Origin of the sequence: Burkholderia sp. MSMB2157WGS (assembly GCF_001532755.1) — a bacterium.
In the GTDB taxonomy this organism is placed as follows: Bacteria; Pseudomonadota; Gammaproteobacteria; order Burkholderiales; family Burkholderiaceae; genus Burkholderia.
The window spans coordinates 1-14,892 of sequence record NZ_LPJG01000048.1; the positions used below are offsets into that span (position 1 = coordinate 1).

The following is a 14,892-nucleotide window of genomic DNA, read 5'->3' on the forward strand; positions in this document are numbered from 1 at the left end:
GGCGTGTTCACGACGGTGCAGGACGTCGCGCAGACGGTGCTGTTCCTGTCGGCATTCCCGAGCGCCGCGCTCACGGGTCAGTCGGTGGTCGTCAGCCACGGCTGGTTCATGCAGTAACGCGGGGGCGGGCGGTGTAGCCGCCCGCCGCGCTGAACGGCACAACAAAAAAACGCGCTCCACGGAGCGCGTTTTTCATGTCGGCAGGGCGGGGCCGGTGGCGGCTGCCGCCCGGCACCGCTTTACTTCAGGACCGCTGCGACCGCATTGGCGACCGCGTCGAGGTTGCGCGTGTTCAGCGCGGCGACGCAGATCCGGCCCGTGCTGACCGCATAGATGCCGAACTCGTCACGCAGGCGATCGACTTGTGCCGAGGTCAGGCCCGAATACGAGAACATCCCGCGCTGCGCGTTGATGAAGCTGAAATCGCGATCGACGCCGCTCGCCTTCAGGCGCTCGACGAGACCGTTGCGCATCGCGCGGATGCGGTCGCGCATTTCGCCGAGTTCCTGCACCCACGAAGCGTGCAGTTCCGGCGACGCGAGCACCGCTGCGACCACCGCGCCGCCGTGGGTCGGCGGGTTCGAGTAGTTCGTGCGGATCACGCGCTTCAGTTGCGACAGCACGCGCGTGGCTTCTTCCTTGCTCGACGTGATGATCGACAGCGCGCCGACGCGCTCGCCGTACAGAGAGAACGACTTCGAGAACGACGACGACACGAACGCGTTCAGGTCGGCCGCGGCAAACAGGCGCACGGCAGCGGCATCGGCTTCGATGTTCTCGCCGAAGCCCTGGTAGGCCATGTCGAGGAACGGCACGAGGTTGCGTGCCTTCACGACGTCGACGACCTGCTGCCACTGCGCTTCGGTCAGGTCCACGCCGGTCGGGTTGTGGCAGCACGCATGCAGCACGACGACCGTGCCGGCCGCGTAGCTGTTCAGCGCCGACAGCATGCCTTCGAAGTTCACGCCGTTGGTGGCCGCGTCGTAATACGGGTACGCGACGACTTCGAAGCCGGCCGCTTCGAACAGCGCGCGGTGGTTTTCCCAGCTCGGATCGCTGATCGCGACCTTCACGTTCGGATTCACGGTGCGCAGGAAATCGGCGCCGATCTTCAGCGCGCCCGTGCCGCCCAGTGCCTGGGCCGTGACCACGCGGCCCGCCGCGATCAGCGGCGAGTCGTTGCCGAGCAGCAGCTTCTGCACGGCCGCATCGTAGGCGGCGATCCCGTCGATCGGCAGGTAGCCGCGCGGCAGGCCGGCCTCGACCCGCGCCTTCTCCGCGTCGCGAACCGCGCGCAGCAGCGGAATCTTGCCGTCTTCGTTCGTGTACACGCCGACGCCGAGGTTGACCTTGGTCGGACGCGCGTCGGCGTTGAAGGCTTCGTTCAGGCCCAGGATCGGGTCGCGGGGAGCAAGCTGGACAGCGGAGAAGAGCGACATGATGATTCGGCAGTAGTGAAAAGAGGGTCAGGCTTTCAGCCGGCGGGGCGGGCGCGAAGCAGCGCGCCAACGGCGCGACGCCGGAAAGCGCAGCAGCCTGACATTGTAACGAATTCGCGCTGGCGGGGGCGGCGATTCCATCGCGATCGGGGCGGCGAATCGTGAATTCGGGCGGCCGTCGGGCGTCAGGAGCCGACAGCAGTTCGCGCGGCCGCGAAGCGCTAGAATGCTTTCTTTGCCCTTGCTCCGGCCGCATTCCATGTCCGAACATCATGCCGAAGTCGGCGACGCGCTCGACGAATCCAAATTCGTCACTTTCGAAGGGTCGCCGTTCCAGCTTTACCAGCCCTATCCGCCCGCGGGCGATCAGCCGACCGCGATCGACACGCTCGTCGAAGGCGTCGGCGACGGCCTTGCCTTCCAGACGCTGCTCGGCGTGACCGGTTCGGGCAAGACCTTCACGATGGCCAACACGATCGCGCGGCTCGGCCGCCCGGCGATCGTGTTCGCGCCGAACAAGACGCTCGCGGCCCAGCTTTACGCGGAATTCCGCGAGTTCTTCCCGCGCAACGCGGTCGAGTATTTCGTCTCGTACTACGACTACTACCAGCCTGAAGCCTACGTGCCGCAGCGCGACCTGTTCATCGAGAAGGACTCGTCGATCAACGAGCACATCGAGCAGATGCGGCTGTCGGCGACGAAGAGCCTGATGGAGCGTCGCGACGTGGTGATCGTCGCGACGGTGTCGGCGATCTACGGTATCGGCAATCCGTCCGAATACCACCAGATGATCCTCACGCTGCGCACCGGCGACAAGCTCGGCCAGCGCGACGTGATCGCGCGGCTGATCGCGATGCAATACACGCGCAACGAGCAGGACTTCCAGCGCGGCACGTTCCGCGTGCGCGGCGACACGATCGACATCTTCCCGGCCGAACACGCAGAAATGGCCGTGCGCGTCGAACTGTTCGACGACGAGGTCGAGACGCTGCACCTGTTCGACCCGCTGACCGGGCGCGTCCGGCAGAAGATTCCGCGTTTCACCGTGTATCCGTCGTCGCATTACGTGACGCCGCGCGACACCGTGATGCGCGCGGTCGAGACGATCAAGGACGAATTGCGCGAACGGCTCGAGTTCTTCCATCGCGAGGGCAAGCTCGTCGAGGCGCAGCGCCTCGAGCAGCGCACGCGCTTCGATCTCGAGATGCTGCAGGAACTCGGCTTCTGCAAGGGCATCGAGAACTATTCGCGGCATTTCTCGGGCGCGGCGCCCGGCGATCCGCCGCCGACGCTCGTCGACTACCTGCCGCCCGATGCGCTGATGCTGCTCGACGAATCGCACGTGCTGATCGGCCAGCTGAACGGCATGTACAACGGCGACCGCGCGCGCAAGGAAAACCTCGTCAATTACGGCTTTCGCCTGCCGTCGGCGCTCGACAACCGGCCGCTGAAGTTCCACGAGTTCGAGCGCAAGATGCGCCAGGTCGTGTTCGTGTCGGCCACGCCGGCCGATTACGAGAAGCGCGTGACGGGGCAGATCGCCGAGCAGGTCGTGCGACCGACGGGCCTCGTCGATCCGGAAATCGAAGTGCGGCCGGCGAGCTCGCAGGTCGACGACGTGCTGACCGAAATCAACGCGCGCGTGAAGGCCGGCGAGCGCGTGCTGATTACCGTGCTGACGAAACGCATGGCCGAACAGCTGACCGAGTTCCTGGCCGACCATGGCGTCAAGGTGCGTTATCTGCACAGCGACATCGATACGGTCGAGCGCGTCGAGATCATCCGCGACCTGCGGCTCGGCACGTTCGACGTGCTGGTCGGGATCAACCTGCTGCGCGAGGGCCTCGACATTCCCGAAGTGTCGCTCGTCGCGATCCTCGACGCGGACAAGGAAGGCTTCCTGCGCGCCGAGCGCTCGCTGATCCAGACGATCGGCCGTGCCGCGCGGAACGTGAACGGCAAGGCGATTCTCTACGCGGACAACATGACCGAGTCGATGAAGCGCGCGATCGACGAAACCGAGCGGCGCCGCGCGAAGCAGATCGCCTACAACGAAAAGATGGGCATCACGCCGCGCGGCGTCGTGAAGCGCATCAAGGACATCATCGACGGCGTCTACAACGCCGACGACGCGCGTGCGGAGCTGAAGGAGGCGCAGCAGCGCGCGAAATTCGAGGACATGTCGGAAAAGCAGCTCGCGAAGGAAATCAAGCGTCTCGAGAAGCAGATGGCCGACTACGCGAAGAACCTCGAATTCGAGAAGGCCGCCGCGACCCGCGACCAGCTTGCCGTGCTGCGCGAACGCGTGTTCGGCGCGAACGTCGGCGACCACATCAGCGGCGGCCGGTAAATCTTTCCAAGCGTCACCGAATCCTTTTGGTAAAGCGCCTGTAAGCCTTGTCGGATCAGGGGTTTACGGCGCGCTCCGTTTGTTCCGAAACGGGTTCGGTGCTAAACTCCTCATGTATTGAGAATAGTTCGCATTAACGTTCTTCGTCGCGTTAGTGTTTCCAGCGGGCGGCCCGGCGGCGGCTCGCATGTCGTCAAGATAGTCAGACAAATAACAAGGAGTGTCCATGTTGGGTTCTTCGTTCATCCGCACGACGGTTGCGGTAGCGGCGGCGCTGGCCGCGATGTCGGCCTCGGCGGCCGAGTATCCGATCGGCAAGCAGCAGATCCAGGGCGGCATGGAAATCGGTGCGGTGTATCTGCAGCCGATCACGATGGACCCGGAAGGCATGATGCGCAAGGCGTCGGATTCCGACATCCACCTCGAGGCCGACATCCATGCGGTCAAGAACAACCCGACCGGTTTCGCGGAAGGCGACTGGATGCCGTACCTGCAGGTCACGTACAAGCTGACGAAGCAGGGCGACCCGAAGTGGAAGGCCGAGGGCGACCTGATGGGCATGGTCGCGAGCGACGGCCCGCACTACGGCGACAACGTGAAGCTCGCCGGCCCGGGCAAGTATCACCTGACGATGGTCGTCAAGCCGCCGATGCAGTCGGGTCACATGGCATTCGGTCGTCACGTCGACAAGGAAACGGGCGTGGGCCCGTGGTTCAAGCCCATCACGCTCGAGTACGACTTCCCGTTCGCCGGTATCGGCAAGAAGGGCGGTTACTGATCGGTGGCATGACGAACGGCGCGCTTCGGCGCGCCGTCGGCGTAGAGAACCCAGAATGAAAATTCCCCAGAAAATCGTTGCCGCAGCCGCTGCGCTGTGGCTTGCCGGCGCGGCGCATGCGGCCGATCTGCCGACGTTCAAGCTCGAGATGACGGACGGCAAGCTGAATCCCGCACGCATCGAAGTGCCGGCCGGCCAGCGTTTCAAGATCGAGATCAGGAACACCGGCAAGGGCGCCGCCGAATTCGAGAGCGTGCAGTTGCGCAAGGAGAAGGTGCTCGCGCCGGGCGCCGATTCGTTCGTGGTCGTCGCCCCGCTGTCGCCGGGCGAATACAAGTTTTTCGACGATTTTCATCAGCAGGCGCAGGGCGTGATCGTCGCGAAGTAACGCGTTTTATCTGCGCGCGGGCGTCCAGTCCCTTGCCCCGCGCGTCAGGAGGTATCGATGGGTCAGATCTTGTTCATCGTCTGGCGGGAGAGCGTCGAAGCGCTGCTCGTCGTCGGCATTCTCTATGCATGGCTGAAAAACGGCGACGACGATGCGCGCCGCGGCCTGCCTTTCCTCTGGGCCGGCGTCGGCGTCGGCCTGCTGATGGCCGTCGGCCTCGGCGCCGCGCTGGTCGGGTTCACCGAGGTGTTGTCCGGCGATGCGCAGGACTATTTCCAGACGGCGATGGTGCTGATCGCATGCGTGCTGATCGTGCAGATGGTGCTGTGGATGCGCCGGCACGGCCGCACGCTGAAGCGCGACATGGAGCAGTCGCTGCAGCAAAGCACGCGCGATTCGAACTGGTGGGGCGTCGCCGTGCTGGTCGCGCTCGCGATCGCGCGCGAAGGCAGCGAGACGGTGATCTTCCTGTACGGCCTCGGTTTCGGCCAGTCGGGCCACGTCGACGGCAGCCAGATGCTCGCGGTCGTGATCGGTCTCGGCCTCGCGTTCCTCACGTTCTATCTGCTGCAGCTCGGCGGCAAGTATTTTTCGTGGCGGCATTTCTTCCGCGTCACCGAGGTGATGCTGCTGTTTCTCGGCGCGGGCCTGTTCCAGACCGGCGTCGACAAGCTGATCGACAAGGAAATCCTGCCGCTCGGCATCTCGCAGGTGTGGGATACGTCCGCGATCCTCGATGATTCGGGCACGTTCGGTTCGCTCGTCGCGACGCTGACCGGCTATCGTGCGCACCCGGCGCTGACCAACCTGGTGGCGTATGCGGTGTACTGGGCGGTCGTCTGGCTGCTGATGAAGCGCGCGAGCCGCCGTCCGGCCGTTGCAGCGGGTCGCGCGGCATGAGCGTCGTCGCCGCCGTCAAGCCGGGCTGGCTAGCGCAGGCCGGCCAGTGGATGCAGCGCCACGGTGCGCTGATCCGCGGTATCCAGTGGATCGTCGTCGCCGTCTACGCGTTCCTGATCATCGTGCCGGCGGTGTTGCCGCTGCCGGACGATTCCGCGCACCTGTGGAACAACCTCACGCTCATCGCGCAGTTCGCGTTCTGGGGCATCTGGTGGCCGTTCGTGCTGCTGTCGATGGTGATGCTCGGCCGCGTCTGGTGCGGTGTGCTGTGCCCGGAGGGCGCGCTCACCGAATACGCGAGCAAGTTCGGCCGCGGCGGCCCGATTCCGCGCTGGATCCGGTGGGGCGGCTGGCCGTTCGTCGCGTTCGGCATCACGACGATCTACGGGCAGATGGTGAGCGTGTACCAGTACCCGCTCGCGGTGCTGTTCGTGCTCGGCGGCTCGACCGTCGGCGCGATCGTGATCGGCGTGCTGTACGGCCGCGAGAAACGCGTGTGGTGCAAGTACCTGTGTCCGGTCAACGGCGTGTTCGGGCTGCTCGCACGGCTCGCGCCGATGCGCTACAAGGTCGACGAGGATGCATGGCGCCGTTCGTACAAGAACGGCGAGCACGGCCATCGCGTGATTCCGATCAACTGCGCGCCGCTCGTGCCGTTGCGCAACATGAAGGGTGCGGCGGCCTGCCATATGTGCGGCCGCTGCAGCGGGCACCGCGACGCGATTTCGCTGTCGCTGCGTTCGCCGTCCGACGAAGTCGTGAACCTCGGCGCGGAACAGGCTAACCCGTGGGACACCGCGCTGATCCTGTACGGCCTGCTCGGCGTGGCGATCGGCGCGTTCCACTGGACCGTCAGCCCCTGGTTCGTGCAGATCAAGCAATGGCTCGCGGGCTGGCTGATCGACCGCGACATCACGTGGCCGCTCGAGACCAATGCGCCGTGGTTCCTGCTCACGCACTACCCGGACCGCAACGACGTGTTCTCGTGGCTCGATGGCGGGCTGGTCGTCAGCTACATCGTCGGCACGGGCCTCGTGTACGGCACGGCGCTGCTGGCGTTGCTGGCCGGCGCCACGCTGATGCTCGGCCGCTTCGATCGCGTGCGCCTGCATCATCTCGCACAGGCGCTGATCCCGATCGCGGGTGCGGGCGTGTTCCTCGGGCTGTCGGCCACGACGCTGTCGTTGCTGCGCGCCGAGCATGTGCCGCTCGGCTGGGCATCCGATGTGCGTATCGCGATTCTGGTCGGCGCCAACGTATGGAGTGCATGGCTCGCGTGGAAGGTAACGGGGCGCTATGCGGCGTGGCCGCGCCGGCTCGCGGCATTCGCGTGGTTCGCCGTCGGGCTGGCCGTCGTCGACAGCGCATGGTGGTTGATGTTCTGGGGGTTCTGACGCGGCGCGCATGCCGCTCTCGCTGTCGCGCATCGACGGCAGCAACGACACCCGGGCAACGCGCTGCGCGCATTGTCTGCTCAAACAAAAAAGCGACACGTCCTTCGACGTGTCGCTTTTTTTCTTCCTTGTGCGAGAACCAAAAAAGTGGCTTGGCTTGCTGCAACGGCTGCTTGAGTGTGTTTGCACGAAGGGGTCTAGATCTCGCGTGCAAGCCGTTACGCTGGCTACTGCCCAACACCTCTCAGGGAGGTGGTCCCCACAATACTCGGTCGTTACTTCGTCAGGATCAGTTTGCCGAGCCGCGTGGCGCGCAACTGATAAGTCTCTCCGTTATGCGCGATGCTGACGTGGCTTTGGCCTTGCAGCAGCGCATCGCTGTTGACGACCCGCGTGCCTGCATCGCGGTTGCCGGCGGGTTTCGTCGGCGTGGTGACCGCTGCCGTCTTCTGACGGCTGCTGGCTGCGGTGCCGGTGGTGCGGCGCAGGGTCAGCGTGGTCGGGCGCATGGTGTCGGTCATTCGGTTTGAGCGGTGACTGTCGATACGATGGAATGAATTCTAAATGATAACCATTCCCATTTACAAAAACTCTTTATCAATTGAGATGTCAGTTCTGATAGCTTGAATCAAGAGAGGCGGCCCGCAGGCCGCCACGGGGATTCAGTGCAGCGGATCGGGATCCTTGCGACCCTGCGCGTATTCGCGGATCAGGCGAACGGTATCGATATCCGACGTGCGGTACGCTTCCTTGACGATCCCGTGCGTCTGTCGCGCTTCTTCGCTGTCGTCCGTGACCGTCAGCGTCGTGCGGTACTCGAAACGCAGGAACAGCTCGTTGTCGTCGCGCTCCTCGATCGTCATCGTCAATGAGCCGCCGATCTCGCCGTCGGCCGCACGGATGTCGTAGCGGACCTGCTGGTTCGGCGTGAACGTCACGTGGTCGCGCACGGTCGCGTGGCCGTAATGCAGTTCGCGTTCGAGCGTCGTGTCCGTCCGTTCGTGGATGACGCAGCTGTCGAGACCGATCACGAACAGCTGCGGCTGTTCCGCGCGCAGCACGAGGCCTTCCCAGAGCTGGTCGCGGGTGAGGGCCGGCACGGCCGGATCGTCGGAGTTGATCTGGATCAGATGTTCGAAGTTCAAGGGCAGGAGTTCCTTCTGGTGGCGGGTCGCCACATGCATGATTCAAGCACTCATTGTGACGCAAAACCACGGGCTTCGCGGCACCTGCGCCTCACTGGCTCACGCATCGATGCGGCCCATGCGGCCGGTCTGGTAATCGACGACGGCCTGCCGGATCTCTTCCTCGGTATTCATCACGAACGGTCCGTAACGGACGATCGGCTCGTTGAGCGGCACGCCGCCGATCAGCAGCAGGTCGAGCGACGTATCGCCGGCAGCGAACGTGACAGCGTCGCCGTCGTCGCCGTAGACGATCATGCGCCGTGCGTCGACAGCCTGCCGGTCGGGCCCGTAGAGGCCCGTTCCGTCGATCGGATAGGCGAACACGCGGTAACCGGCCGGCACGGGCTGCGTGACCGTTGCGCCGGGCGCCAGCGTGAAGTGCTGATAGAGGATCGGCGTGCGCGTCTCGATCGCGGCCTGTACGCCGAACGCTTCGCCGGCGATGACGCGCACGTGCGCGCGGCCGTCCGGCGACGTCGCGGTCGGAATGCGGGCAGCCGGGATTTCCTGGTAACGCGGCGCGATCATTTTGTCGCGGCGCGGCAGATTGACCCACAGCTGGAAGCCGTGGGAGCGCCCGCCTGCCTGAGCGAACGCCGGGTCCGGCATCTCGCTGTGCACGACGCCGGCGCCGGCCGTCATCCACTGCACGTCGCCGGGGCCGAGTGTGCCGGCATGGCCGGACGAGTCGCGATGACGGAAACGTCCGTCGAGCGCGTAGGTCACGGTTTCGAAGCCGCGATGCGGATGATCGGGCGCGCCGACGGCTTCGCCGGGGGCGTAGTCGACGGGCCCCATTTCGTCGAGCAGCAGGAACGGATCGAAATCCATCAGCAGCCGCGTCGGAAACGGGCGGTGAACCACGAAACCGCCGCCTTCGATGGTGCGAAGCGCGGGGTAGGTGCGATCAAGCGAGCGAGCGGTGGTCATGGGAAGCCCTCGACATCATCGGAATAGCGTTATTTTTGAAACATGGCGCTATTATATGGGGCGTTTTACCGCGCGATTCGCGGCGGTTCGCAATGGATTGTTCTGAAATTGGAACGATGAGATGAATATCGATGCACATAACCTGAACGACCTGATGTACTTCTCGCAGGTCGTCGAACATGGCGGCTTCTCGGCCGCCGAGCGCGTGCTGGGCATCTCGAAATCGCGGCTGTCGCGGCGCCTGACCGAGCTCGAGGCGGCGCTCGGCGTGCGCCTGCTGCAGCGTTCGACGCGCAAGCTCGCATTGACCGAGGCGGGCGAGCTGTTCTACCAGCATTGCCAGGCGATGCTCGCCGAAGCGAGGGCCGCGATGAATGCGGTGCAGCAGTTGCGCGCGTCGCCGCGCGGCTCGGTGCGCGTCAGCGTGCCGGTGACGCTGTCGCAGACGATGCTGTCGCGCATCCTGCCCGAATTCCTGCGCCGCTATCCCGAGGTGAAAGTGCATGTGCGCGTGACGAATCGCGTGATCGACCTGTTCGAGGATTCGATCGACGTCGCGTTGCGCGTGCGCTCGGAGCCGCCGCAGAACGCCAACATCGTCGTGCGGCCGCTGTGGCGCACCGAGCAGATGCTGGTCGGCGCGCCGAGCCTGCTGAGCCAGAATGCGCCGCCGCTGGCGCCGGACGACCTGACCGGCTTCGAGACGCTCGATACGCCGAGCGTCGACGGCCGGCACGTATTCAATCTGATCGCGCCGGACGGAACGCGCCACGTGCACGAGCACGATCCGCGGCTCGTGACGGCCGACCTGATGACGATCCGCGAAGCCGTGCTCGATGGCCTCGGCATCGCGGCGCTGCCGGAGATGATGTATGGCAACGCGCTGCGCGCGGGGCAACTGTCGCCGGTGATGCCCGGCTGGACGCTGCCGGTGCCGCAGCTGTATGCGGTGTTCGTATCGCGACAGGGGATGCCGCCCGCGGTACGTGCGTTCGTCGATTACCTGGTCGAGAAGCTCGACCATGGCGCGTACAAGGAGCCGGGTTGCCCCGAGCGCGCGAAGAAGGAAGCGGCGGCCGATGTTTCGGCGACCTGAACACGGTGCCCACAACGACGCAAATTTGTTTTGTCATTGAAGCGTCGCCTGCAATCGCAAGTTTCAATCGCCGGAACCTTGAATGCGCGGACGGGCGGGCCTATATTGAAATCCCATTTCGTGAAGGAAGTTCTGAGCGAAATCAGGTGGCCGCATATATTGTGAGCCAGATAGGGCAGAACGCGCAGTCCGTGCAGACCACGGCAGAGTCGCATTTGCGTTGCTCGAGGCGCAACCGATACCGCCGAAGAGCCCGCCGCCCGAAGGCGCCCGCGTGCGCATGAAAAAAGGCCTTCATCTGGCGATGAAGGCCTTTTACTTTGGGGACGCCCGGTTGGGGACGCCCGGTTAGGGAGGCCCGGTTAGGGACGCCCGGTTAGGGGCGCCAGTTACTACCGGCGGCGGGACGTGTGCACGTTACTTTGCTTTTGCGCCGGGCTCCGTCACGAAGCCGAGCTTCGTCAGGCCGCCTGCCTGCGCATCCGACATCACTTCCGCGACGTGCTCGTACGCCACCTTGCGGTCCGCGCGCAGGTGCAATTCCGGCTGCGGCGTGCGTTTCGCGGCTTCCGCGATGCGTGCCTGCAGTTGTTCGCGCGTGACCGTGTGGTCGTCCCACAGGATCGTGCCGTCGCCCTGGATCGCGACGTCGACGGTCTGCGGCTTTTCGTCGACGGGCTGGCTGCTGGCGTGCGGCAGGTCGATCTTCACCGCATGCTGCATTGCCGGGATCGTCACGAGAAAAATGATCAGGAGTACGAGCATGACGTCGACGAGCGGCGTCATGTTGATCTCGCTCATCACGGCATCGTCGTCATCGTCGCTGAAACCGGTGTTCATGGCCATGGATCACCTCGTCTCAGCTGGCGGCGCGCGATGCGAGACGCAGGCCGTCGCGCGTCGACGACGACGCGAGGCTCGCGCCCGTCACGAAGTACGCGTGCAGGCCGTGCGCGAAGCGGCGCAGCTTGCTGACGACTCCCTTGTTCGCGCGGGTCAGTGCGTTGTAGCCGAGCACGGCGGGAATCGCGACGAACAGGCCGAAGGCCGTCATGATCAGCGATTCGCCGACCGGGCCCGCGACCTGGTCGATCGACGTCTGGCCGGTGGCGCCGATCGCGAGCAGCGCGTGGTAGATCCCCCAGACCGTGCCGAACAGGCCGACGAACGGCGCCGTGCTGCCGACCGATGCGAGGATCGCGAGGCCGCTCTGCATGCGCGAAATGCCTTCGTCCATCGTGTCCTTCAGGCAGCGCGTGACCCAGTCCGATACGTCCATGCGATCGTGCAGGTGCGGTTGCGTCTGATGGTGGTGGTCGGCGGCTTCCTTGCCCGACAGCGCGAGCGCGAGGAACGGGTTGTCGTTCGGCGTCGAGGCGGCGAGGCCGAGCTTCTTGATGCCGTCGTCGAAATTGTCGGAATGCCAGAATGCCTGTTCGGCGTTCTTCGTGAGGCGATTCAGGCGGATCACGTTCCAGCCTTTGACGACGATCACGATCCACGACAGGACCGACATCACGAGCAGCGTGATCGCAATCGCGCGTGTGACGAAATCACCTTGCGCCCAGACGTGCGCGATACCGTAGCTTTGCATTTTTGTTTCCTTTGAATCTTCCGGATGAGGCAGGTTAGTCGGTGAGCCCGAAGCTGTAGGGCTGCGTGCGGGCGGCGCGGATCGCCTGGCCGTTCTCGACATACGGACGGCAGGTGGTCGAGCGCATCGCGTCGAGGGCGGCATCGTCGAGGCGCGGATAGCCGCTGCTCTTTTGCAGATCGATGCTTTCGATCTTGCCGGTCACGCCGACGACGAAGTGAACATAGGCGGTGCCCGATTCGCCGCGGCGGCGCGACATCGACGGATAGTCGGGCTTCACGAAGTTGCATTGGAGCGTCGGCACGTTCTTCGGTGCGCTGACCTGCATCGTTTCGCGCGCCGGGGCCGGCGTGGCGGCCGGTGCCGCGGGAGCGGGCGCGGCCGGAGCAGGTGTCGGATCGGCGGCGGGAGCGGGGACGGGCGACGGGGCCGGCGACGGCGCAACCGGTTGCGGCGTCGGCTTCGCCGCTTTCTGCACCGGCTTCGGCTCGACCTTCGGCTTCACGCGCGGCACGGGCTTCGGCGGCGCGGGCTGCGGGATCGACTCGGCCGCGACCTGCTGCGCGATCGGTGCTGGCGTGATGAGCTGCGCGGTGATCGTCTGGACCTCGACCGATTTCGGCGGCGGCGCGTTGCGATGGAGCCACGCGGCCGTGAGCATGATCGCGTGTGCGGCAAGCACACCGACCGCGACGACGATCACTCGGGAATTCATACGTGGTGCAGCCGGCATGGCGCCGGCAGGAGCGAGATGCGAAGCCTGCATGTTAGCTTGAAAGAACGACGCCGCACCCGGGGCGCGGCGGGTGAATCGGCATCACTTGCGGAAGATCAGCAGCGAGATGCAAACGGTGGTTACGAATCCGATCAGCAATTCCATCACAGGCTCCTTGGCAGGTAAGCCGTTGGCTCGCGCAGACGGTGGCTTGCTGACGGTCACAACAAAAAATGCGGCCTGGCCGCATGCGCACGCTCGGTGTCGCTCAGGCCGCCTTGCGGTCGTAGAACGTGACCGGGATCGGATGCGCATGATGCTCGACGCCGCACCGGCTCGCGCAGACGCCTTGCTCGGCCATGAGGTCGCGTACGGACTCCTCGCACTTGCCGCAGCACGTGGCCACGCCGAGCTCGAACTGGAGTTCATCGAAAGAGTTCACGCCCTCGGCGAGGGACGCGCGAATCTTGCGATCGGAAACAGACTTGCACACGCAGACGATCATGATGAGTTGCGATAGCTAACGTTAATGCGAATTATTATCATTAATTTTGCAGACGTTGACAAGCCTGGGTCGGCTTTTTTTAAAACCATCGGACCCTTGAAGCGGCGGGCGTGGCGAAGCAGGGAAGAGCGGACCTGCCGGCCCGCGTCAGGCGGTCGCGCAGGCGTGCGCGTTCGGCGAAGAAATGGTGACGGATTCGACCGGCGCATCGAGGCCGAGCAGCGTCGACGCGAGCGCGCGCAGTTGCAGGCCGTCGCTCGTCGAACAGAAGCGCGGCGGCGCGGCGTGCGTGCCGGCCGGCGCGCGCAGCCCGCGTTCATCGAGCACCCGCGCGAGCTGGCGCGCGATGGCATCGCTCGTGTCGACGATCGTCAGGCGCTCGCCCACAAGGTTACGAATCGTTTCCGTGAAGAACGGATAGTGCGTGCAGCCGAGTACCAGCGTATCGGCGCCGTCGTCGAGCATCGGCTGGATGTAACGCTCGAGCAGCGCGCGCAACGCGGGGGAGTTCGTGTCGCCGCGTTCGATCGCCTCGACGAGCCCGTGGCCGGGTTGGCAGATGAAGCGACGGCCCGCGCCGTAGCGGTCGAGTAGCGCCTGGAAGCGCGGGCTGTTCAACGTGGATTGCGTGGCGAGCACGCCCGCGACGCCGGTCGCGGACAGCGCGGCGGCCGGCTTGATGCCCGGCTCGACGCCGACGAGCGGGATCGACAGGCGTTCGCGGATGGCCGCGATCGCCCGTGCCGTTGCCGTGTTGCACGCGATGACGAGCGCTTTCGCGCCTTCGCGGGCGAGCCACTCGCCGATCGCCAGCGTGCGTTCCGTGATGAATGCCTCGTCGCGCGGGCCATACGGCGCGTGGTGCGAGTCGGCGACGTAGACGAACGATTCGTCGGGCAGATGCGCGCGCGCGGCGCGCAGCACCGACAGGCCGCCGAGCCCCGAGTCGAAGATACCGACAGGGGCGGTGGCGTGCGGAGCGGTAGCGGCGGACGGGTTCGTCATCGTCGGGCGGGCGGCGGGCTGGCGGGTGGCGCGATTACTCGGCCGAACCCATCATCGTTTGCTGATAGTTCTGCAGGCCGACCTTGCCGATCAGGTCGATCTGCGTTTCGAGCCAGTCGATGTGCTCTTCGGTATCGTCGAGAATCTTCTCGAAGATCTCGCGCGACACGTAGTCGCGCACCGATTCGCAGTAGGCGATCGCTTCCTTGCAGGTGGACTGCGAGATCTGCTCGAGCTTCAGGTCGCACTTCAGGATCTCTTCGGTTTCCTCGCCGACGAGCAGCTTGTGCAGGTCCTGCAGGTTCGGCAGGCCGTCGAGCATGAACACGCGCTCGATCAGCCAGTCGGCGTGTTTCATTTCGCCGATCGATTCGTCGTATTCGTGCTTGCCGAGTTTGTCGAGGCCCCAGTGCTTGTACATGCGCGCATGCAGGAAGTACTGGTTGATCGCCGTGAGTTCATTCTTCAGTTGGGCGTTCAGATATTCGATGACTTTCTTGTCGCCTTGCATGGCTGTTCCTTGTTCAGTGGGGCTTCAGAAACCGAACGATAATCGCTCGAACGAGAAAAGCCAAGCCTCGAAGCCTTGTCGGGCCTGCCTTTTGCGTGTA

At 64.9% G+C, this 14,892-nt stretch carries 16 protein-coding genes and 1 pseudogene; 7 read left to right on the forward strand and 10 right to left on the reverse strand.

Annotated features, from left to right (window positions below; all coding sequences use genetic code 11):
• A pseudogene (locus WT53_RS33700) lies at nucleotides 1-117 on the forward strand (3-hydroxybutyrate dehydrogenase); the annotation flags it as partial.
• A 122-nt stretch (nucleotides 118-239) separates the two neighbouring features.
• Here the strand turns inward: WT53_RS33700 and WT53_RS28485 are convergent.
• Nucleotides 240-1,439, reverse strand: coding sequence for an amino acid aminotransferase (locus WT53_RS28485; RefSeq protein ID WP_034207825.1), 1,200 nt, complete (start codon nucleotides 1,437-1,439; stop codon nucleotides 240-242).
• Nucleotides 1,440-1,698: 259 nt separating this feature from the next.
• Here WT53_RS28485 and uvrB point away from each other — a divergent pair, with 259 nt between their 5' ends.
• The 5 genes from uvrB (at nucleotide 1,699) to WT53_RS28510 (ending at nucleotide 7,249) form a co-directional block, all read left to right on the forward strand.
• Complete coding sequence (gene uvrB / locus WT53_RS28490; RefSeq protein ID WP_034207824.1) at nucleotides 1,699-3,789, forward strand: excinuclease ABC subunit UvrB; 2,091 nt, start codon at nucleotides 1,699-1,701, stop codon at nucleotides 3,787-3,789.
• 226 nt (nucleotides 3,790-4,015) lie between these two features.
• Nucleotides 4,016-4,567, forward strand: coding sequence for an iron transporter (locus WT53_RS28495; RefSeq protein ID WP_059782052.1), 552 nt, complete (start codon nucleotides 4,016-4,018; stop codon nucleotides 4,565-4,567).
• Between the two features lie 55 nt (nucleotides 4,568-4,622).
• On the forward strand, nucleotides 4,623-4,955 hold the full coding sequence (locus tag WT53_RS28500; protein ID WP_006478303.1) for a cupredoxin domain-containing protein: 333 nt from the start codon (nucleotides 4,623-4,625) through the stop codon (nucleotides 4,953-4,955).
• A 57-nt stretch (nucleotides 4,956-5,012) separates the two neighbouring features.
• A complete protein-coding gene (locus tag WT53_RS28505; protein WP_027784952.1) occupies nucleotides 5,013-5,855 on the forward strand; it encodes an FTR1 family protein in 843 nt (280 codons plus the stop codon).
• Entirely contained in the window at nucleotides 5,852-7,249 is a 1,398-nt protein-coding gene (locus WT53_RS28510) for a 4Fe-4S binding protein (protein ID WP_059782054.1), read from the forward strand. Before WT53_RS28505 ends, WT53_RS28510 begins: the two co-directional genes overlap by 4 nt.
• A gap of 275 nt (nucleotides 7,250-7,524) precedes the next feature.
• On the opposite strand, the gene hemP is transcribed toward WT53_RS28510, so the two are convergent.
• From hemP to WT53_RS28525, 3 genes are all read right to left on the reverse strand, one after another.
• Nucleotides 7,525-7,770: a hemin uptake protein HemP gene (gene hemP / locus WT53_RS28515; protein WP_059782058.1), complete on the reverse strand. Its 246-nt coding sequence runs from the start codon at nucleotides 7,768-7,770 to the stop codon at nucleotides 7,525-7,527.
• Between the two features lie 141 nt (nucleotides 7,771-7,911).
• The gene (locus WT53_RS28520) at nucleotides 7,912-8,394 is read right to left on the reverse strand and encodes an SRPBCC family protein (protein WP_059504035.1); all 483 of its coding nucleotides are present in this window, start codon (nucleotides 8,392-8,394) and stop codon (nucleotides 7,912-7,914) included.
• 99 nt (nucleotides 8,395-8,493) lie between these two features.
• Entirely contained in the window at nucleotides 8,494-9,366 is an 873-nt protein-coding gene (locus tag WT53_RS28525; RefSeq protein WP_034207820.1) for a pirin family protein, read from the reverse strand.
• 121 nt (nucleotides 9,367-9,487) lie between these two features.
• On the opposite strand from WT53_RS28525, the gene WT53_RS28530 reads away from it, so the two are divergent.
• Nucleotides 9,488-10,462, forward strand: a complete 975-nt coding sequence (locus WT53_RS28530; RefSeq protein ID WP_027784947.1) for a LysR substrate-binding domain-containing protein — start codon at nucleotides 9,488-9,490, stop codon at nucleotides 10,460-10,462.
• Nucleotides 10,463-10,879: 417 nt separating this feature from the next.
• Here the strand turns inward: WT53_RS28530 and WT53_RS28535 are convergent, their stop codons facing one another.
• From WT53_RS28535 to bfr, 6 genes are all read right to left on the reverse strand, one after another.
• Nucleotides 10,880-11,308 (reverse strand): biopolymer transporter ExbD, encoded by a 429-nt coding sequence (locus WT53_RS28535; RefSeq protein WP_006478310.1) that lies wholly within the window; start codon nucleotides 11,306-11,308, stop codon nucleotides 10,880-10,882.
• A gap of 13 nt (nucleotides 11,309-11,321) precedes the next feature.
• Nucleotides 11,322-12,056 (reverse strand): MotA/TolQ/ExbB proton channel family protein, encoded by a 735-nt coding sequence (locus tag WT53_RS28540; protein ID WP_027784946.1) that lies wholly within the window; start codon nucleotides 12,054-12,056, stop codon nucleotides 11,322-11,324.
• Nucleotides 12,057-12,090: 34 nt separating this feature from the next.
• On the reverse strand, nucleotides 12,091-12,822 hold the full coding sequence (locus tag WT53_RS28545) for an energy transducer TonB (RefSeq protein WP_059782061.1): 732 nt from the start codon (nucleotides 12,820-12,822) through the stop codon (nucleotides 12,091-12,093).
• Nucleotides 12,823-13,039: 217 nt separating this feature from the next.
• Nucleotides 13,040-13,276 carry a bacterioferritin-associated ferredoxin gene (locus WT53_RS28550; protein ID WP_006482749.1) on the reverse strand — a complete coding sequence of 79 codons (237 nt, stop codon included), beginning with the start codon at nucleotides 13,274-13,276 and terminating at the stop codon, nucleotides 13,040-13,042.
• A 147-nt stretch (nucleotides 13,277-13,423) separates the two neighbouring features.
• A complete protein-coding gene (murI, locus tag WT53_RS28555) occupies nucleotides 13,424-14,281 on the reverse strand; it encodes a glutamate racemase (RefSeq protein WP_060262416.1) in 858 nt (285 codons plus the stop codon).
• A 34-nt stretch (nucleotides 14,282-14,315) separates the two neighbouring features.
• Nucleotides 14,316-14,792: a bacterioferritin gene (bfr, locus tag WT53_RS28560; RefSeq protein WP_006478315.1), complete on the reverse strand. Its 477-nt coding sequence runs from the start codon at nucleotides 14,790-14,792 to the stop codon at nucleotides 14,316-14,318.
• Nucleotides 14,793-14,892: the final 100 nt, after the last annotated feature.

Coding starts and splice junctions, on each gene's coding strand:
- WT53_RS28530 (WP_027784947.1), top strand. CDS start 9,488: ATGAATATCGATGCACATAACCTGAACGACCTGATGTACTTCTCGCAG.
- hemP (WP_059782058.1), bottom strand. CDS start 7,770: ATGACCGACACCATGCGCCCGACCACGCTGACCCTGCGCCGCACCACC.
- WT53_RS28500 (WP_006478303.1), top strand. CDS start 4,623: ATGAAAATTCCCCAGAAAATCGTTGCCGCAGCCGCTGCGCTGTGGCTT.
- WT53_RS28485 (WP_034207825.1), bottom strand. CDS start 1,439: ATGTCGCTCTTCTCCGCTGTCCAGCTTGCTCCCCGCGACCCGATCCTG.
- WT53_RS28535 (WP_006478310.1), bottom strand. CDS start 11,308: ATGGCCATGAACACCGGTTTCAGCGACGATGACGACGATGCCGTGATG.
- WT53_RS28510 (WP_059782054.1), top strand. CDS start 5,852: ATGAGCGTCGTCGCCGCCGTCAAGCCGGGCTGGCTAGCGCAGGCCGGC.
- WT53_RS28525 (WP_034207820.1), bottom strand. CDS start 9,366: ATGACCACCGCTCGCTCGCTTGATCGCACCTACCCCGCGCTTCGCACC.
- bfr (WP_006478315.1), bottom strand. CDS start 14,792: ATGCAAGGCGACAAGAAAGTCATCGAATATCTGAACGCCCAACTGAAG.
- WT53_RS28550 (WP_006482749.1), bottom strand. CDS start 13,276: ATGATCGTCTGCGTGTGCAAGTCTGTTTCCGATCGCAAGATTCGCGCG.
- murI (WP_060262416.1), bottom strand. CDS start 14,281: ATGACGAACCCGTCCGCCGCTACCGCTCCGCACGCCACCGCCCCTGTC.
- WT53_RS28495 (WP_059782052.1), top strand. CDS start 4,016: ATGTTGGGTTCTTCGTTCATCCGCACGACGGTTGCGGTAGCGGCGGCG.
- WT53_RS28540 (WP_027784946.1), bottom strand. CDS start 12,056: ATGCAAAGCTACGGTATCGCGCACGTCTGGGCGCAAGGTGATTTCGTC.
- WT53_RS28545 (WP_059782061.1), bottom strand. CDS start 12,822: ATGCAGGCTTCGCATCTCGCTCCTGCCGGCGCCATGCCGGCTGCACCA.
- uvrB (WP_034207824.1), top strand. CDS start 1,699: ATGTCCGAACATCATGCCGAAGTCGGCGACGCGCTCGACGAATCCAAA.
- WT53_RS28505 (WP_027784952.1), top strand. CDS start 5,013: ATGGGTCAGATCTTGTTCATCGTCTGGCGGGAGAGCGTCGAAGCGCTG.